This window comes from Sulfurovum sp. AR, from assembly GCF_000296775.1.
Lineage (GTDB): Bacteria > Campylobacterota > Campylobacteria > Campylobacterales > Sulfurovaceae > Sulfurovum > Sulfurovum xiamenensis.
In genome coordinates, this window is sequence record NZ_AJLE01000006.1 from 272,190 (window position 1) to 290,757 (window position 18,568).

Below are 18,568 nucleotides of genomic sequence, written 5' to 3' on the forward strand. Positions count from 1 at the left end.
TCGGTCCTTTTCCATCTCAATTTATACCAAATTCTATTATAATGATGTGTATAAAAAGTGGAGGATACGAAAAATATGCCAACAACTGAAGTAAATACGACCGAACTCAATGCCACACAATCCCTCAATGTCATAGATGACCTCTCCATGAACCTTGAAGGAACCGTACAGACACTGCTTGTACCTGTGTATGAAAAGTTTCCTTTTTTGCACAACACCTTTTTGGATATCCCTTTGGCAAACCTTTTTGCTGCTATAGTCGTTTTTTTACTCTTTCTACTTTTTCGAAAACTCTTCACACTTATTGTTATAGGTACCCTGCAGAAAATCTCCAAAGTAACAGAGACCTATTATGATGACAAGGTCATATCTGCACTCAAAGGGCCTATACGTTTTGCTTTTATACTGATCGGTGTACATCTCTTTTTCTTGCTGATATTCAAAGAGACGGAATTCATTAAAAACATTCTCAATACACTGGTCGTCTACACCGTATTTTGGGCCATTATTTCTGTGATGGAGTCTTTGCGCAGTGTGTTTCACCATGCAACGGAGAAATTCAACCCTGACCTTGCCAAAGAGATGGGGAACTTCATACTTAAAATAGCCAAGATCCTTGTTGGGGCTGTAGGTTTGGGGGCCATGCTTCAAGTATGGGGGATCAATGTGACCGCGCTTGTTGCTTCTTTGGGGCTTGGAGGTCTTGCCTTCGCACTTGCTGCGAAAGATACCGCGTCCAATATGTTTGGATCTTTTGCCCTGCTTGCAGACAAATCTATACGCATCGGCGAATGGATCAAAGTAGGAGGTGTGGAAGGTACAGTAGAAGACATAGGAATGCGTACGACCAAAATACGCTCATTTGAGAAAGCACTTATCACAGTGCCTAACCAGATCGTATCAAACTCCCCTATAGAGAACTTTTCCCGCAGGGGAGTCCGTAGGATCAAAATGCAGCTAGGACTTACATACGGTACCAGCAGGGATCAGGTGGATGCCATCGTCAAAGAGATCAGAGCCATGCTGCATGGACATGAGAAGATCTCCCAAAAAGAGACTTTGCTTGTCAATTTCGAATCATTCGGAGATTCATCCCTGAACATTTTCATCTATACGTTTACCGACACTTCCAACTGGGAACGCTACTTAAATATACGTGAAGATATCCATCTGAAGATCATGAAGATCGTTGAAGAGAACGGAGCAAGCTTTGCCTTCCCTTCACGCTCTATCTATATAGAACAGACACCTGATAAAAATGTGTTATAATTCCAATAATTATTAAGAAAGAATATTATTTATGCAAGAACTTAAAAAAGTAGCGATACTAGGAAGACCAAACGTGGGAAAGAGTTCACTCTTCAACCGTTTGGCAAGACAAAGAGATGCCATCACTGCTGATGTCTCAGGAACCACAAGAGATATCAAAAAGCGTATCGTGACCATCTCAGAGAACCGTGACTTTGAAGTGATCGATACCGGAGGGATAGACTACTCTTCCGAACTTTTCTCCAAAGTAGCTGATTTTTCAATGAAAGCTGCAGAAATGGCAGATATCATCATCTATATGGTAGATGGTAAAACACTGCCATCTGAAGAGGACAGAGAACTCTTCTACAAACTTCAGGCACTGGGCAAGCCGCTTGCGCTTGTGGTGAACAAGATCGACAATGACAAAGAAGAAGAGCGTTACTGGGAATTTTTGGAGTTTGGTGCAGAGGCAACGTTTCCTATGTCCGTCAGTCATAACCGTTATTTTAATGACTTCTATGCATGGCTTGAAGCACTCATACCTCCTCGTGAAGAAGAACCTATAGGACTTGAACTAACCGAAGATACGGAAGTAGACCCTTTTGATGAGATAGTCCGCGATATCAATAGCGTCGAAGAAGAGATAGATAACGAGATCAAGGTGGCCATCCTCGGTCGGGTAAACACAGGAAAAAGTTCACTCCTGAATGCACTGTTGGGTCAAGAACGTTCCGTGGTCTCTGATGTTGCAGGTACAACTATCGATCCTATTGATGAGACCATAGAATACAATGACTACAAAATTACTTTTGTCGATACTGCGGGAATCAGAAGAAGAAGCAAGATCGTGGGTATTGAAAAGTATGCACTTTCACGTACAGAAGAAATGCTGGAAAAAGCAAACCTTGTTCTACTTGTGCTTGATGCTACCGTAGGTGTGACAGAGCTTGATGAAAGGGTGGCCGGACTGATAGAAAAATACAGACTGGCTTGCCTGATCGTCGTGAACAAATGGGATATCCATGGAGAGAAAACCTATGAGGAAATGGTTGAAGAGATACGTGATGAGCTGAAGTTCCTGCACTATGCACCGCTGATCACCATTTCGGCAAAAACAGGATTGCGTGTCAACAAAATACTTGACAAAGTAACAGAGATCTATCAACGATATACCCGTCGTATCCCTACTTCCGAACTTAACGATACGATACGTGAAGCCATAAGAAGGCACCATGTACCCTCACATAACGGTGCGGTAGTAAACATCAAGTTTGCAACACAGTATGAGACAAAACCACCAAAAATTGCCCTCATCAGCAATAGACCTGAATTTATACACTTCTCCTACAAACGCTACCTGGCGAATTTCCTTCGAAGCAAATATGACTTTGAAGGGGTACCTTTAGACATCGTTGCCCGTAAACGCGGCGAGCGCTTCGATGATGATGAGTAGGTTTTTTTACTAACACTTCGCTATAATCTCCTAAAATTATTTTAGGATACTATATGCGTGTACTTACAGGAATACAAGCTTCAGGAAAACTTCATTTAGGGAATTATTTTGGAGCCATGAAGCCTATGGTTGAGCTTCAAGAAGAACATGAACTTTTTACTTTTATCGCCAACTACCACTCACTCACAAGTTCAAAAGATGCAGCTACACTAAAACAACACACAATCGATGCTGCTGTGGATTATCTTTCCATTGGCATTGACCCGGAGAAAACAACATTTTGGGTACAGAGTGACATGCCTGAAGTACTTGAACTTTACTGGATACTCTCTAAGTTCACACCTATGGGATTATTGGAGCGTGCGCACTCCTACAAAGACAAAGTGGCCAAAGGTATCCCAGCAAGTCATGCTCTCTTCTCCTATCCTGTATTGATGGCAGCGGATATCCTTATCTTGGATACCCAAAAAGTTCCTGTAGGTAAAGACCAGATCCAACATGTTGAAATGACCAGAGATATCGCGATAAAATTCAACAATGAATATGGTGAGATCTTTACGCTTCCAGAGCACCTTGTACAAGAAGATGTGGCTACGATCCCAGGTATTGACGGGCAAAAGATGAGTAAGAGCTATGACAATGCCATTGATCTATTCATGGAGGAGAAACCCCTTCAAAAAAGATGTAATAAGATCATTTCATCCTCCACACCATTAGGTGAACCATTGGAATATGAGGGAGACAATATCTATGCATTGGCATCCCTCTTTTTGAATGATGAACAGAAACTTGAACTGCAGGCACGTTATAAAAGCGGTAAAGAGGGGTATGGTCACTTTAAAAAATATCTCAAAGAATTGATCTGGGAAGAGTTGGGTGAAGCCAGAGAAAAACGAGAGTATTACCTTAACCATATGGATGAAGTCAATGATATTTTGGCACAAGGAGCGAAGAAATCCAGAGCGATCGCACATACCAAAATGTCTAAAGTAAGAGAAGCGGTAGGACTACTATAAAGTCGGTCCTACTTTCACTTCATCACACTTACCCCTATAGATCACTATCCTCATCCGCTTCGATATCCCCTTCATCATCAAGATCAAGGTCATCATCTGCTTCTAGTTCTGCATCTGTCGGCATTTCATAGGCACTCTTATCTAGCGGATCCACAAAGTTTTGATCATCGATCGTATTGTACTGTACAATTAAATATACGATACCTATAGACAAAAGTCCAACAAGCAATATTGCAAAGCTTTCTAACAAATTTTTCATCTTTTATCCTCAAATTGGTGGTCTGGCAAACTCAGTTATGACATTTCTGAGTCCCATAACTTGCTTCACAACAAATTAGGCTTTTTACATACAGTAAAACCGTATGGATGTATTCTAGCATAGATAAGTTTATATTAGGTGTTTTTTATTAAAAATATATATGAAAATAACTTTATCTAATGTATAATTAAGTAGGAGCTTATCAGGGGAAATAGAGGGTCTTAATGATTATCCACTTCTATAACTTGTATATGTACATAGTTCTCAATGATACTCTCAACCACTTCGATCCGAATCTCACCTGTCGTATGAATATGTACCTGCAAGTCTCCCTCATTGAGATGTCCTTTTTGGGTACCTAGTGTAAGTAAATGTCTGGAGATCGCTTCACCTGTATGGATAAGGCTTACGTTACAGTCCATGATCTTTTCTATACTTTGACCCACAAGAGGGTAGTGTGTACACCCCAGTACGATCGTATCGACATTATTCTCACGCATCGGTGAAAGCCATGTTTCAAGTAGCCCTTTTGTCACCTCACTCTCCAGTTCACCTTTTTCTATCTGTTCAACCAAACCGGGACACGCCTGTTCAAAAATATCAACACTTTTTTGTGATGAGAGCATTTGTGCCAATGTTTTATACTTATCTCCCTGAAGTGTGGCCGGTGTTGCTAAAACTCCTATTTTCCCAGTTCTTGTCTGTTCGATAGCCGGTTTGATACCTGGTTCTGTACCTATGATGATCAGCGAAGGGTACGTTTCACGTAAATGTTGGATCGCGGAAGAAGTTGCCGTATTACATGCCAATATCAATGCATCGATCTGATGGGTATTGATAAGATAGTTGGTAATATTGAGTGAGTATTGTAGAATTTGTTCTGGGGTTTTTTCACCATAAGGCGCATTTTTAGTGTCTGCCACATAGAAGATCTGTGCACCTTTGATCACTTGGGTCATAGCCTGAACCACAGTCAAGCCACCCAAACCAGAATCAAAAACACCTATACGCATTATAGTTATCTCCTTGTAGATAGACAAAGCCCATCTACAATTGCTCCGTTAGGAAATGCCCTTGGGGCGCCTTTCACTAAAGCTTTACCTATCGGTTCAGATGAAAATATAGATATTTTCATTGTAGTTACCTACGCACCTTCGTTCATCAGAGAAAGAAACTCTTCATTTGTTTTGGTTTTCATCATTTTAGAGAAGAGGAACTTCAGCCCTTCTACTTCTTCCATGTTTTGCATTGCATTTCTCAATGCCCATACTTTTTGAAGCGTTTCAGGATCCATCATCAATTCTTCTTTTCTTGTTCCTGATTTTGTCACATCGATCGCAGGATAGATACGTCTTTCAGAGACGTGACGGCTAAGCACCACTTCGGAGTTACCTGTACCTTTAAACTCTTCAAAGATCACTTCATCCATACGGCTACCCGTATCTATCAGTGCTGTAGCAATGATGGTCAAAGAACCACCCTCTTCTATGTTTCTAGCTGCACCGAAGAAACGTTTTGGTTTATGAAGTGCATTGGCATCCACTCCACCAGAGAGTACTTTACCTGAACTTGGTGTAACTGTGTTGTAGGCACGTGCAAGTCTTGTGATAGAGTCAAGTAAGATGATGACATCTTTACCCATCTCTACTCGTCTTTTGGCTTTTTCTATCACCATTTCGGCTGTTCTGACGTGATTCTGTGCAGGAAGGTCAAACGTCGAAGCATAGACTTCACCTTTCACTGAACGCTGCATGTCTGTAACCTCTTCCGGTCTCTCATCTACAAGTAGTACCATCAGAGAAGCATCGGGATTGTTGTGTGTAACCCCATGTGCAAGCTCTTTTAAAAGTTCTGTTTTACCTGTTCGCGGCGGAGCAACTATCAGTGCTCTTTGTCCTTTTCCTATAGGGGTAAAGAGGTCAAGTACCCGTCCGGTCATTTTCATTGGATTATATTCGAGTTTGAGTTGTTCACTGGCATACAATGGAGTAAGGTTTTCAAAAAGAGGTCTCTGTTTCGACTTCTCCGGAGCTAAATAATTGATCGCTTCAATTTTAAGCAGTGCATAATACTTCTCTTGGTCTTTAGGCGAGCGTACCTGACCTGTAACAATATCACCATTTCTCAGTGCAAATCGTTTGATCTGTGTACCGCTTACATAGGTGTCATTACTCGAGTTGGCAAAGTTTCCGTCTATTGAGCGTAAAAAACCAAAACCATCGTTCATGATTTCAAGAATACCCGTATAGAGGATAAATCCTCCCTGGCTCACTTGTGATTTAAGGATTTCGAAAATAAGATCTTTTCTTTGAAATTCATTAGGGTTTTCAACTTTAACTTCTTTTGCTATCGTTACAAGTTCTGTCAGTGGAAGTTGTTGAAGATTTTCTATTTTGTAGCCCTCTACCGGTACGTGTGTTCTGTTTTTCCTGCTGGCAGCATTGCCGTTAGAAGATTTTTTATTATCGCTCATATTTCCTCTTGTTCTGAATATGCATTGTGAAGATTGTACGTTAGCCATACGATATGCTACGTGTAGTAGTTAATCGCATTATAATCCTTTTTGGCTGAAATTATAATTAAAGCGCGTCTCTTGGGCAAACCTTGAACAGTCTATGACTCCCTATGTAAGGGCAAAAAGCAGTAACGGTGGATACAAGGCTGCTCCCATCCAAAAAAACATTGAAGGTATTTTCCATTCTAACATTTGTGCTATCTCAGGTGATACTTTACGCTCGATAAAGACTTTTTTAATCAGTTCTATTTTATAAAACAGATCAAAGATTTTAATGGCTAAAAGAAAGATCATAGTCAAATTCAATACACCGGTAAGTACGACTACAAAAAGTATAAAGTAAAACCCTGGTTGGATGAGAAAAAACAAAAAAATGCTTTTCTGATAATAAGTATAGAGTTTTGCCAAAACTCCCACAAGCGTCTGGGCACGCTGAATAGTTGCCTCAAAAAGTTCTGCAAAAAGAAGGATCATTGTCAATAAAAGTGCATTTTCCATAGAAGATTTTACCCATATTTAGATAAAATATATACTTCTCGTGATATCGACAAATAACCATATATTACAATCAATCAAGGAAGTATCATTGGCAGACATAGCTTGTACCCACTGTAATCTCACTTTCGCTGAAGAAGTGATGATCGCTGAACAACAGAATGAGAAACAACTCTTTTTCTGCTGTAAAGGCTGTCAGGGGGTCTACCATCTCTTGAACTCCAAAGGACTGGATACCTTTTATGACAAGTTAGGCGATACCAAACTTCAACCTGCCATACAAAGCAATGAAGATATCGAAAAGTTTGACTTGGAAGGATTTAAAAACAAATACATTACTCTCCATGAGGATGGACTATATGAGATCAACCTCATCATTGAAGGTATCCACTGTTCTGCATGTGTATGGCTCAACGAAAAGGTCCTGCATAAGACGGATGGTGTCATAGAAACAAGTATCAACTATACCAACAACAAAGCCAAGATCATCTGGGATCCTGAGGTCATCCAGCTCTCTAAGATCATAGAAACGATCCGTTCCATCGGTTACAATGCCTACCCCTATGACCCGAAACTTCAAGAAGAACGTGCCATAAGTACACGAAAAACCTATTATTCCCGTATTTTAGTGGCTGTTTTTGGTGCCATGAACATCATGTGGCTGGCTGTTGCCCACTATGCCGGATACTTTGGGGGTATAGAACAATCCTTTAAAGATATTCTGAATGTGGCTGAGTTTATATTGGCTACTCCTGTTCTTTTTTACTCCGGATGGATCTTTTTCAGAGGTGCGTATTATGGATACAAGAATAACATTGTCAATATGGATACCCTGGTTGCTTCAGGTGCGCTTTCTGCCTATATCTACTCCATCTATGCCATGATCACTCAAAGCGGAGAGGTCTACTTTGACTCCGTGGTGATGATCATCACTTTTGTACTGGTAGGAAAATACCTTGAAGTACTGAGTAAAAAACATGCCGTTGACACACTGGACACACTTATGGGAAGTACACCGACCGAAGTGACCACACTGAAAGATGGTGTAAAATCCCTCGTGAGCATTGAGAACATCATCGTGGGAGACATCATAGAACTGAAACCCGGTGAAAAAGTCGTGATCGATGGTGAAGTCACCTGGGGACAGGGCTCTTTTGATGAGAGTTCACTCACAGGAGAAAATGAACCGATCTATAAAAAGAAATATGACACGATCTTAAGCGGTTCTTTGTGTTTAGACTCCGTCATACACTACAGTGCAACCAAAGATGCCTCAAATTCTATGCTGACCTCCATCGTCAATCTTCTTGAAGAATCCATCACAAAAAAACCCCGTATAGAGCAATTAGCAAATACGGTTTCAGGGTACTTTTCAACGGTCATTCTCATCATTGCCCTACTAACCTTTGCAGGGTGGTACTTTTGGACAGAGAGCTTTGAACAGGCACTCATCGTAGGTATCTCCGTTATCGTTATTGCCTGTCCGTGTGCCTTGGGATTGGCTACGCCTATGGCAACCCTTGTGGGTATCAGCGTTGCAGCAAAACGGGGTATCCTTTTTAAAGAAGCTTCTTTTCTTGAAACAATGGCAAAAAGTGACATTTTAGCCTTGGACAAAACAGGTACGATCACCGAAGGTAAACCCTCTGTTGTCAAATCTGAGTATCTTGAAGCCTTTGAACCCTCTTTACTCTATGCGCTTGTGAGTACCTCCAATCATCCCATCTCTAAAGGGATCAAAGCATATCTTGAAGATACACATGAAAAGTTAGAGACGCGAACGCTTGAAGAAATCACCACTATCGAAGCCAAAGGGATCAAAGCCAAATATCAAAACCAAGTACTGCTTGGAGGCAACGCAGAACTGATGAAAGCTTCAAAGCTCGATGTGGATATAGATTCACCAAATGCCCTCTTCTTCTTTATGATAGACGACAGGCTTATCGCACGGTTTGAACTGACCGATACCATTAGGGAAGGTGCAGCCCGAGCTATCAAGAAGATTCAAAATCTAGGGATCAAGGTGGTCATGCTTACAGGGGACCATGAGCAGAGTGCCCAAAAAGTGGCAAAACAGGTAGGAATAGAAGAGGTTTATGCCAAACTTCTTCCTCAGGACAAAGCTGCACTGATAGACACATTCCATCAAGAGGGACATGTGGTCGTCATGGCCGGAGACGGAATCAATGATGCCATAGCGCTTGCTTCTTCAGACATCTCTATAGCGATGGGGAATGGTGCAGATGTGGCTATCTCTGTAAGTGACATAGTGCTTTTAGATGAAAAACCTGAAAGTATTTATGAGTCGTATAAGCTCTCACGAAGAACCTTTGGTGCAGTCAAGGAAAATCTTGGTTTTTCTTTGTTGTATAATGTTGTAGCTGTTCCGCTGGCTGTCATGGGATTTGTCAATCCACTGGTGGCAGCACTCTCCATGAGTCTGAGTTCATTGGTCGTGGTCGGTAACTCTATGCGTATTAAACGTTTAAAATTCAAGGATAGATAATGTCAGAAAATATAGTCATTTTAATGATAGGTGTCTCTACATTTTTAGGTGCCATAGGCTTACTGGCTTTAATTTGGGCGGTAAGAACAGGACAATTCGACGACCATAGTAAATTCATAGATGCGGTCCGTCACGACAATGAGGAGGACCTGAAAGATGCTGCTATGATGGAAGAGAAGAAAAAGGCCTATAAAAAAAAGATCAAACAAGAAAAACTGGAAAAAGAAAAAAACTATCGACCGGCAGATTAGTATCTGTCAAGAAAGTTTATGATAGTATTATATGCATAAATATCAAAGGCTTACTATGTACATAAAAAAACTCTGTATCACTTCACTTTTAACACTTGGACTGCTTCATGCCCAAAGCAATATAGGGCTTAATGTCAATAATGAGGATCTAGAAGTAGGTGCTTCTATCGATCTGAATGCTTTGACCTACTATTCTGACAGTACTTCCTATACACTGGATGCTTCTTATCTTCATACGGATGGAGACAACCTAGCGACCGTGGGTGTCAGTGCGGAAAGTACTTTCCAGGGTGTCGAAGGACTTGCACTTGGACTAGGGATAAAATCTGTGTTTGCCGATGATTTTATCGCTATTCCCTTCTGTGCTAAAGCAAAATATACACTTCCCTTCAACTACAGCATCCCTACCACTTCGTTAACAACAAGTTTGGCTTATGCGCCTTCTGTTCTTACATTCAGTGATGGAGAAAGCTATACGGAATTTAGAGTAGAAGCAGATATGGAGATCATCACGAATGTACATCTGTTTACCGGGTATCGTAATATAAATACAGAGTATGATACCCATGATCAAACGTTTAATAACAGCTTTTATGGTGGGTTAAAACTTAGTTTTTAGTGCTATACTTTCATGCACACGCCAAACCGGCTATCTGGGAGGAATAGAATGACAGCTATGATAGAAAAAAGTATATTCAGAGAGTATGATATCCGTGGGATATTCGAAAAAGAGCTGAATGAAACATCTGTCAAACTGATCGGCTATTACCTTGGCCAGAAAATCGGTGGAGACAAAGTCGTTGCCATCGGTTATGATGCCCGCTCACACTCTCCCATTCTAAGAGACTATCTGACTTCAGGACTCAATGCTGCAGGATGTAAAGTCTTGGATATGGGGATGGTTGCTACTCCTGTGAATTACTATAGTAACTACATCGATTTTGATGGTATGACCACAGATGCTTCTATTATGATCACAGGTTCACACAACCCTAGCGAATATAACGGTTTTAAAATCACCGTGGATCAAAGTCCTTTTTTCGGAGAAGATATCTATGCATTGGGGGATGAGATCCTGTCCCATCAGGATCTCGTCATTAAAGACAATACGACAAAAACAGATATAGATGTAAGAACCCCTTACATCAACTTTATGGTGAAAGAGTTTGCCCACCTGAAAAACTTCCCTCAAAAAATTGTTATTGATGCGGGTAATGGTGTTGCAGACACCGTCATCACAGATATCTTTGATGCGTTGAACTTTCACTACACTGGTCTCTACCTTGAACCAGACGGTACTTTCCCGAACCACCATCCAGACCCCTCTGTAGAGAAGAACCTTGCAGATATCAAAGCAACTTTAGAAAAAGAGGGGGATATCGCTTTTGCCTACGATGGAGATGCTGACCGTATCGCCGTGCTCACACATAAACATAACATCAAGGGGGATCAAATGGCACTGCTCTATGCGATGAAGATGCAGAACCCTACAGTTATAGGTGAGGTCAAATGCTCACAGGTTATGTACGATGAACTTGAGCGTCGCGGTGCAAAAGCCATCATGTATAAAACGGGGCACTCCAACCTCAAAGTAAAAATGAAAGAGACCAATGCCGATCTTGCCTGTGAGGTGAGCGGGCATATCTTCTTTAAGAACCGTTATTTTGGGTATGATGATGCCATCTATGCCACACTTAGAATGCTGGAGCTCATCCATGATGGAATTGATCTAGATAAAGAGATCGATGCGCTTCCAACTGTGTTTTCCACAGAAGAGATCAAAGTGGAGACCACAGAAGAAGAAAAATTTTCGATCATTGACAAAGTGAAAGAACTTCTTGTCAATCCACCTGCAGATTTTCCTAAAATTCTCAACATCATTGATGTAGACGGTGTACGTATCAACTTTGAAAAAGGTTGGGGACTGGTGAGAGCCAGTAACACCACACCTGTACTTGTCACACGGTTCGAATCTACCGATGCAGCACTGGCAAAAGAGTATGAATTCAAAGTCAATGCACTGATTGCACAAGCAAAGAGCCTATTATGATCAACAGACTCTCTTTTACTTTTGAAGATGAAAAGACCCAGCAAAAGGCCTTTAAGGCAATTGAAAAAGAACAGCAGAGTATTGGCTATTATACGCTGCCAGATCAAGATATCACACCTATATTGGCGTATTGTGACTCGATCTCTGATACGGTAGATACCATAGCAGTCATTGGGATCGGAGGGAGTTCTTTAGGTGCTAAAGCCGTATATAAATTTCTCAAACCTCTCAATGGGCTTACACGAAAACTTTACTTTTTTGAAAGTACAGACCCTATCAATATCACTAACCTACTCTCAAAAATAGAACTTGCAAAAACCCATTTTCTCGTGATCTCCAAATCAGGGACCACGGTAGAGACCTTCTCTATCTATAAATATCTCTATTCACTTCAGAATGATCCTACAACCTATACTTTTATCACTGATCCTGGCTCACCACTTGAAACATATGCTAAAGAGATCAATGCAACCGTACTTCACCTACCTCACAATGTAGGTGGAAGGTTTTCTGTACTCTCAACGGTAGGGCTTGTTCCCTTGGCTTTATGCGGTATAGATATACAAGCACTGCTTAATGGTGCAAAGGAGGTCAAAGAGAGCTTTTTTCATGATGGATACCTAAAAGATACACTACTTAAAAAAGCTGCCTTTTATGCAAAAAATCATACCCAATACAATATCAACTGCATTTTTGCCTATTCTGAAACACTCAAATATTTCTGTGAGTGGTATGTGCAGCTTTGGGGAGAGAGCCTAGGTAAACACCAACGCCACAGTGCATTTCATGTCGGTCTGACCCCTATTGGTCTTATCGGTCCGGAAGACCAGCATTCATTTCTACAGCTTATTATGGAAGGGACCAGAGACAAATCTGTTACTTTCATTAAGATTGAAGATTTTAATGACAATATCACTATCCCAGATATCACACTTCCTCACTTGGACGGGCTTGATACCCTTAACAATCTACCTTTTTCAAAACTTATCAATATGCAGTGTGATTCGGTATTGGAGTCACTAGAAGCACAAGATGACATTCCTATTGACACTATTTTACTCCCACACGTTGATGAGAACACCATTGGGTCACTGCTTTACTATTATGAACTACTTACTTCACTGGTGGGAGAGCTTATCGATGTCAATACCTATGATCAACCCGGAGTAGAAGCAGGAAAGATCATTTTAAAGAAGAAACTAAATCAAAAGGAATGATAAGATCATGAATTACAAGATAGCCATTGCAGGTACGGGATATGTGGGACTATCAAATGGGATCCTATTGGCACAGCATAATGAAGTGGTTGCCCTTGATGTCATCCCTGAAAAAGTAGAAATGCTCAACAAAAAGATCTCTCCTATTGAAGATGCAGAAATAGAAGAATATCTTAAAAACAAACCTTTGAACTTTAAAGCGACACTAGATAAACATGAAGCATATGAGAATGCGGACTTTGTCATTATCGCTACCCCTACAGATTACGATCCTGAGACCAATTATTTCAATACCGAACTGGTCGAATCCGTGATCAAGGATGTCATTAAGATCAACCCAGATGCAGTGATGGTGATCAAATCTACCATTCCTGTAGGCTACACGAAAAGCATCAGAGAAAAATTCAACTGTGAAAACATCATCTTCTCTCCAGAGTTCCTTAGAGAAGGGAAAGCCCTCCATGACAACCTTTACCCATCTCGTATCATTGTAGGTGAGGAGAGCGAACGTGCAAAAACCTTTGCAAACCTTTTGGCACAAGGTGCCATCAAAAAGAATATCGATATTCTTTTTACCGGGTCTACAGAAGCAGAAGCAGTGAAACTCTTTTCAAATACTTTTCTTGCAATGAGAGTCGCCTACTTCAATGAACTTGACTCCTATGCTGAAACACATCACCTTGATACCAGACAGATCATAGAAGGAGTAGGACTTGATCCTAGGATAGGTATGCATTACAACAACCCTTCATTTGGATATGGTGGCTACTGTCTGCCTAAGGATACCAAACAGTTACGGGCGAACTATAAAAATGTGCCCAACAGTCTTATTAGTGCTATTGTAGAGGCAAACACTATGAGAAAAGATTTTATTGCGGACTCTATCTTGAAAAAGCACCCTTCTACAGTCGGTATCTACCGCCTGACGATGAAAAGCGGGTCAGACAATTTTAGATCCTCATCGATCCAAGGTATCATGAAACGTATCAAAGCTAAAGGAATCAATGTTGTGGTCTATGAACCTGTACTACAAGAAGAAACATTCTTTCACTCAAAAGTAATGAAAGACTTACAAGAATTCAAAAATATTTCCGATGTGATTGTCGCGAACAGACTCTCAGATGACCTCATAGATATAAAGGGAAAAGTCTATACTAGAGATCTTTTTGGTAATGACTAAAGGAAGGAAATGAAGATATTAGTCACAGGAACAGCGGGGTTCATTGGGTTTAATTTGGCAAAGAAATTACTTGAGCGCGGGGATGAAGTCATTGGCATAGACAATATCAATGACTATTATGATATAAATCTCAAATATGGGCGCTTAAAAGAGTTAGGCATTACCCCTATACAAATAGAAGAGAACCAACCTGTCACTTCGAGCATTTTTCCCAAACATACCTTTATCAAGTTAGATCTCTCCAATAAGGCTCAGATGGAAGCCTTGTTTAAAAAAGAAAAATTTGATGCGGTTTGCAACCTTGCCGCACAAGCAGGTGTACGGTACAGCCTTGAGAACCCCCATGCCTATATCGAAAGTAACATACAGGGCTTTATGAACATTCTTGAGGGGTGTCGAGAGAACGGTATCAAAAACCTCTCTTACGCTTCCAGCTCTTCTGTCTATGGACTCAACAAAGAACAACCTTTCAAAACCACTGATCAAGTCGACAGACCTATCTCTATCTATGCAGCTACCAAAAAATCAAATGAACTGATGGCACATACCTACTCTCACCTCTTTGGTATCTCTACAACTGGTCTTAGATTTTTTACCGTCTATGGTCCTTGGGGCAGACCCGATATGGCACCCATGCTCTTTGCGGATGCCATTCTTCATGGCAGAGCCATCAAGGTCTTCAATCAAGGGGATATGAGCAGAGACTTTACCTACATCGACGATATTGTAGATGGCTGTATCAAGGTGATCGACCACCCTAATGAAAAAGATCTCTATCAGATCTATAACATCGGGAACAATGCCCCTGTACAACTGATGGATTTTATCAAGGCTTTAGAGAACTCTCTAGGAAAAGAAGCAAAGAAAGAGTATCTCCCGATGCAGCCAGGAGATGTTAAATCAACCTATGCAGATGTCAGTGGGCTCATGAATGACTTTGGTTATAAACCCGATACTTCTATCCAGGAGGGTGTGGACAAATTTGCACAGTGGTATAGAGCGTTTTACCATATATAAAATATAACAGAATATATTTTTTATAAGTTTGTAAATTTTAACATATCCATCTTTTTATCATACACTTCACTCTGCACATCAAACAATCCAAGCAGTGTGGAGAAAAGATTGTCTTGAGAAAATTCATTTGAAGCAGTTTTTCTAATCTCTTCTTTATCCAGAGGAAAATCTTTTCCTAACCATAGCAGAGAAGCCACATTTTTTTGAGCATCCGGCGCTATAAAATATGGAAGTCCATGCAGGTAGAAACCTCCTTCGCCCAAAGACTCGCCATGATCCGCCATATAGAACATCGCTGTATCCACAGTATCCTCATACTTCTTCAAAAGCCCTATCGTCTGAGAAAGAAAGTAATCAGTATAGAGTAGTACATTATCATAGGCATTGGCAATCTCTTCCTGGGAACACTCTTCTAGCTGATTGGTCTGGCAAGTGGGAGTAAAGCGTTCAAACTCTTTTGGATACCGCTTGTAATATGCTGGGCCATGATTCCCCATTTGATGCAGCACGATCACCATGTCTTTGGAGCTCTCTTCGATCACTCTATCCAGTCCGACCAGCATCCCTACATCTCGACACTCCCCCTCACACATAGTATTATTCTCAGGTGTTTTATAATACTCATACTGTACTCTATTCGCCACACCTTTAGAATCGGAGTTATTGTCTCTCCATAATACCTCTACCCCGGCATGAGAAAGTACATCCAGTACATTTTCGGTGTGAAGTCCTTTTTGTGTATCATAATCATCTCTATCATAGACAGAGAACATACAAGGTACGGAAACAGCTGTCGTGGTCCCACATGAATACATGTTCGAAAAATTGATGATATTTTCTTGTTTCATCCGTGGATTGGTCTCTCTTTGATACCCATTCAATGACAAATGATCAGCACGCACTGCCTCGCCCACAACCATAATCACTACTTTTCTCTTTTCTCTTTTCCCTATCTTGGCATCTAATCCTGTCTGTATGAGTGGCATATCTCTCTCTGTGACCTGTCCTTTCACATAAGAACCCAAAGAGTAAAGTCCATAAGTTGGATTGGTATAAGAACGTAAGATCTTATGCTCTCTGAAAAAAGAGGTATAGTACTTGGAGAAAGGAAGCATAATAACAAAGATTAAGGCAAAACTGCCTGCACTCAGTTTTAATTTTGAAAAAAATTCCTTTTTTATACCATGATATACTATAGGTGTTTTATAGATAAAATAAGAAGGCAAAACCCCAAGTAGTATTACATAACCAAACAGTTTCCAGCTCATAAGATCAGAGGCTTCATTCATATCTGTCTGGACCGTATTTTCAATCATCGTTGTATCCATAATGACATTATAGGTTTGCATAAAATAGTTTGCAGTCGCTGCAGTCATCAACATGAATATGAGCATGGGCTTAGTGACATATCTCCAACTTAAAAGAGAAAATAAAAAGATTAAAAAAAGAAAAAGTACCAAACCTTGCGAGATAACAAAAGGTGCATAGGTACTATCAAAAGGATACACTTCCAGCACATGCTTAAAAAATGAAACATTGGTAAAAAGTACGATAAATAACGAGACCCCTATAATAAGAGCAGCTGATGTTCTAGGTTTCAATGTGACCCTTGTAAAAATTTTCGTTATGATAGCTGAAAAAGGTTAACATAATATAGATGATTTCAATTCAAGTGATATTAAATCGATTATTCAATTCTGTTAAATATTTTTTATAAAATTATTGATTTTCCAGAAAACAAATCGTACTAAATCTGGTAAATGCCTTACTCTCATCATTCTTCTATTATATATCTTATAATTACCTACAGTAGATTCGTCTTCTTTTGAATTCTCAACAATATTATTTATCATTGCTAGTAAGTTATATTCTTCAATAACCCTTCTTCTGGCCTCTTTTACTGCGGGCAACCTTCTTTCATATTCACCAGGTGTAGATATGATTTTTTTAATCTTTTCAATAGAATCTTCAACATTATATATATCTATTAGAAGCAAACTGTCTTCTGGAAAATACTCATATACATTTGGACAACCATAATAAATGGGTACAGCATATCCTAAAAATGTATCTGCAAGTTTTTCTGTCCAAACATGTGGAGCATAATGGTTTTCAATAGCTACATGAAACTCATAGTCATCTATGGCTTCTGCTTTTGTTTCAATCCATTTAAATCCTCTACCAAATCTTTCTAATTCAGGAATTTTTTCTTCCATGATTTTTGTAAATTCATATCTAAGTTTATGTATTGTATGCCCTTGTTGTTTATTTGAGCATACTGTCGATATTTTTTTTGTTTTAGTCGGATGAGTTACACTCACAATATCATCATAATCTTTTCCATAAAACCACACATTGCCTGTCTGAGAACGGATGGCGTTTGGATGAGGCAATGCTTTTTCATCTTGATTTGTTATCAAATAATGAAACTGTTTTGCAAAACCTCTGCCATATCGTGTAATAGAAGTAGGCTCAGTTGTTACCAAAATTGTATTTTCTTTTGGACACGATAATTGTTCAACTCTATTAGGAGTAATATGAGGAATATCATCTATGATGACTAACCAATCATAATCTGTTTCTAGTGGGTTAAATGTGAATGAACAAGATCCCCATTTAGCATCATTATGCGGAGACTGCTTTTTGAATCCTGATTCTTCATCAGCTAAACTTCCACGATTCAGTAATTTAACTCTGGTATATTTTTTCATGCTTCCTCATTGAACTTTTTTAATGTATTGGTTTTACATTTCTTTTTATGACTTTTGCCGGATTACCAGCTACAGCATTACCGGGTTCTACATCCTTTGTAACAATACTTCCCGCTCCTATAATCGCATTTTCTCCTATAGTAACTCCTTTTAAAATCATTGCATTATTACCAATCCACACATTATCACCAATAATAACATCTTTTGTAATATTTTGTTTTTTACCATCAATTGCATAATCATGAAAATCACTATCCATTATAGTTACATTCCATGCAATAGCAACATTTTTGCCAATTTTTAAAGATTTTCCTACTCTAATATGTGCTTTCGCTCCAATATAAGTTTTATCACCAATTTCTAAGTTCGCACCATCTTCTACAGTAATAGCTGAATTCATGCCGATACTGACTTTTCCTGTAATACAAAGTTTACTATCTTTCATCAAATTAAGACTACTCCCACTAGATGCATAGCTAGCTGTCGTTGAGTCTCCAAAGCCAATAACAAAGTCTGTAGTTTTTGATGTAATAAACTTAACATTCTTTTTAATTCTTATTTTTGATTTACCCTTAATAGTTATTGCTTTGGACTTTAGTAAAAACTTTATAAATAAATTATTTAATAAAGAATGTGAAACCATGTTA

17 protein-coding genes are annotated in these 18,568 nt (G+C 39.7%); 10 read left to right on the top strand and 7 right to left on the bottom strand.

All coding sequences use genetic code 11. The annotated features are described in order from the left end of the window. Positions 1–75 precede the first annotated feature (75 nt). Genes SULAR_RS06435 through trpS form a run of 3 tightly spaced genes read left to right on the top strand, consistent with a single transcriptional unit; the run spans position 76 to position 3,720 of the window. Positions 76–1,269, top strand: a complete 1,194-nt coding sequence (locus tag SULAR_RS06435; protein WP_008244218.1) for a mechanosensitive ion channel family protein — start codon at positions 76–78, stop codon at positions 1,267–1,269. Between the two features lie 31 nt (positions 1,270–1,300). Beyond that, the gene (der, locus tag SULAR_RS06440; RefSeq protein WP_008244220.1) at positions 1,301–2,704 is read left to right on the top strand and encodes a ribosome biogenesis GTPase Der; all 1,404 of its coding nucleotides are present in this window, start codon (positions 1,301–1,303) and stop codon (positions 2,702–2,704) included. Positions 2,705–2,757: 53 nt separating this feature from the next. Then, positions 2,758–3,720 carry a tryptophan--tRNA ligase gene (gene trpS, locus SULAR_RS06445; RefSeq protein WP_008244222.1) on the top strand — a complete coding sequence of 321 codons (963 nt, stop codon included), beginning with the start codon at positions 2,758–2,760 and terminating at the stop codon, positions 3,718–3,720. Between the two features lie 34 nt (positions 3,721–3,754). Here the strand turns inward: trpS and SULAR_RS06450 are convergent, their stop codons facing one another. The 4 genes from SULAR_RS06450 to SULAR_RS06465 form a co-directional block, all read right to left on the bottom strand. After that, the gene (locus tag SULAR_RS06450; RefSeq protein ID WP_008244223.1) at positions 3,755–3,979 is read right to left on the bottom strand and encodes a hypothetical protein; all 225 of its coding nucleotides are present in this window, start codon (positions 3,977–3,979) and stop codon (positions 3,755–3,757) included. 221 nt (positions 3,980–4,200) lie between these two features. After that, positions 4,201–4,992: a glutamate racemase gene (gene murI, locus SULAR_RS06455; RefSeq protein WP_008244224.1), complete on the bottom strand. Its 792-nt coding sequence runs from the start codon at positions 4,990–4,992 to the stop codon at positions 4,201–4,203. 131 nt (positions 4,993–5,123) lie between these two features. Then, positions 5,124–6,452 (bottom strand): transcription termination factor Rho, encoded by a 1,329-nt coding sequence (gene rho, locus SULAR_RS06460; protein WP_008244225.1) that lies wholly within the window; start codon positions 6,450–6,452, stop codon positions 5,124–5,126. A gap of 150 nt (positions 6,453–6,602) precedes the next feature. Then, entirely contained in the window at positions 6,603–6,992 is a 390-nt protein-coding gene (locus SULAR_RS06465; RefSeq protein WP_008244226.1) for a hypothetical protein, read from the bottom strand. Positions 6,993–7,080: 88 nt separating this feature from the next. Between SULAR_RS06465 and SULAR_RS06470 the strand changes: the two genes are divergently transcribed. The 7 genes from SULAR_RS06470 to SULAR_RS06500 are packed head-to-tail and all read left to right on the top strand — an operon-like array spanning position 7,081 to position 15,210. Beyond that, the gene (locus SULAR_RS06470) at positions 7,081–9,495 is read left to right on the top strand and encodes a heavy metal translocating P-type ATPase (protein ID WP_008244229.1); all 2,415 of its coding nucleotides are present in this window, start codon (positions 7,081–7,083) and stop codon (positions 9,493–9,495) included. After that, the gene (gene ccoS / locus SULAR_RS06475) at positions 9,495–9,746 is read left to right on the top strand and encodes a cbb3-type cytochrome oxidase assembly protein CcoS (RefSeq protein ID WP_008244230.1); all 252 of its coding nucleotides are present in this window, start codon (positions 9,495–9,497) and stop codon (positions 9,744–9,746) included. Before SULAR_RS06470 ends, ccoS begins: the two co-directional genes overlap by 1 nt. Positions 9,747–9,801: 55 nt before the next feature. Then, positions 9,802–10,365 carry a YfaZ family outer membrane protein gene (locus SULAR_RS06480; RefSeq protein WP_008244232.1) on the top strand — a complete coding sequence of 188 codons (564 nt, stop codon included), beginning with the start codon at positions 9,802–9,804 and terminating at the stop codon, positions 10,363–10,365. Between the two features lie 48 nt (positions 10,366–10,413). After that, positions 10,414–11,796: a phosphomannomutase/phosphoglucomutase gene (locus SULAR_RS06485; RefSeq protein ID WP_008244233.1), complete on the top strand. Its 1,383-nt coding sequence runs from the start codon at positions 10,414–10,416 to the stop codon at positions 11,794–11,796. After that, the gene (locus SULAR_RS06490) at positions 11,793–13,013 is read left to right on the top strand and encodes a glucose-6-phosphate isomerase (RefSeq protein ID WP_008244236.1); all 1,221 of its coding nucleotides are present in this window, start codon (positions 11,793–11,795) and stop codon (positions 13,011–13,013) included. The genes SULAR_RS06485 and SULAR_RS06490 overlap by 4 nt, the downstream gene beginning before the upstream one ends. Before the next feature lie 7 nt (positions 13,014–13,020). Then, positions 13,021–14,193, top strand: a complete 1,173-nt coding sequence (locus SULAR_RS06495) for a nucleotide sugar dehydrogenase (RefSeq protein ID WP_008244240.1) — start codon at positions 13,021–13,023, stop codon at positions 14,191–14,193. Positions 14,194–14,202: 9 nt separating this feature from the next. Then, positions 14,203–15,210, top strand: coding sequence for an NAD-dependent epimerase (locus SULAR_RS06500; RefSeq protein WP_008244243.1), 1,008 nt, complete (start codon positions 14,203–14,205; stop codon positions 15,208–15,210). 20 nt (positions 15,211–15,230) lie between these two features. Here SULAR_RS06500 and SULAR_RS06505 read toward each other — a convergent pair whose 3' ends face one another. The 3 genes from SULAR_RS06505 to SULAR_RS06515 form a co-directional block, all read right to left on the bottom strand. Further along, positions 15,231–16,811 (bottom strand): phosphoethanolamine transferase, encoded by a 1,581-nt coding sequence (locus tag SULAR_RS06505; RefSeq protein WP_008244245.1) that lies wholly within the window; start codon positions 16,809–16,811, stop codon positions 15,231–15,233. Positions 16,812–16,910: 99 nt separating this feature from the next. After that, positions 16,911–17,921 carry a glycosyltransferase family 10 domain-containing protein gene (locus SULAR_RS06510; protein ID WP_008244246.1) on the bottom strand — a complete coding sequence of 337 codons (1,011 nt, stop codon included), beginning with the start codon at positions 17,919–17,921 and terminating at the stop codon, positions 16,911–16,913. A gap of 19 nt (positions 17,922–17,940) precedes the next feature. Then, complete coding sequence (locus tag SULAR_RS06515) at positions 17,941–18,564, bottom strand: DapH/DapD/GlmU-related protein (protein WP_008244248.1); 624 nt, start codon at positions 18,562–18,564, stop codon at positions 17,941–17,943. Positions 18,565–18,568: the final 4 nt, after the last annotated feature.

Coding starts and splice junctions, on each gene's coding strand:
- der (WP_008244220.1), top strand. CDS start 1,301: ATGCAAGAACTTAAAAAAGTAGCGATACTAGGAAGACCAAACGTGGGA.
- rho (WP_008244225.1), bottom strand. CDS start 6,452: ATGAGCGATAATAAAAAATCTTCTAACGGCAATGCTGCCAGCAGGAAA.
- SULAR_RS06450 (WP_008244223.1), bottom strand. CDS start 3,979: ATGAAAAATTTGTTAGAAAGCTTTGCAATATTGCTTGTTGGACTTTTG.
- SULAR_RS06500 (WP_008244243.1), top strand. CDS start 14,203: ATGAAGATATTAGTCACAGGAACAGCGGGGTTCATTGGGTTTAATTTG.
- murI (WP_008244224.1), bottom strand. CDS start 4,992: ATGCGTATAGGTGTTTTTGATTCTGGTTTGGGTGGCTTGACTGTGGTT.
- trpS (WP_008244222.1), top strand. CDS start 2,758: ATGCGTGTACTTACAGGAATACAAGCTTCAGGAAAACTTCATTTAGGG.
- ccoS (WP_008244230.1), top strand. CDS start 9,495: ATGTCAGAAAATATAGTCATTTTAATGATAGGTGTCTCTACATTTTTA.
- SULAR_RS06465 (WP_008244226.1), bottom strand. CDS start 6,992: ATGGAAAATGCACTTTTATTGACAATGATCCTTCTTTTTGCAGAACTT.
- SULAR_RS06515 (WP_008244248.1), bottom strand. CDS start 18,564: ATGGTTTCACATTCTTTATTAAATAATTTATTTATAAAGTTTTTACTA.
- SULAR_RS06495 (WP_008244240.1), top strand. CDS start 13,021: ATGAATTACAAGATAGCCATTGCAGGTACGGGATATGTGGGACTATCA.
- SULAR_RS06435 (WP_008244218.1), top strand. CDS start 76: ATGCCAACAACTGAAGTAAATACGACCGAACTCAATGCCACACAATCC.
- SULAR_RS06480 (WP_008244232.1), top strand. CDS start 9,802: ATGTACATAAAAAAACTCTGTATCACTTCACTTTTAACACTTGGACTG.
- SULAR_RS06485 (WP_008244233.1), top strand. CDS start 10,414: ATGACAGCTATGATAGAAAAAAGTATATTCAGAGAGTATGATATCCGT.
- SULAR_RS06490 (WP_008244236.1), top strand. CDS start 11,793: ATGATCAACAGACTCTCTTTTACTTTTGAAGATGAAAAGACCCAGCAA.
- SULAR_RS06510 (WP_008244246.1), bottom strand. CDS start 17,921: ATGAAAAAATATACCAGAGTTAAATTACTGAATCGTGGAAGTTTAGCT.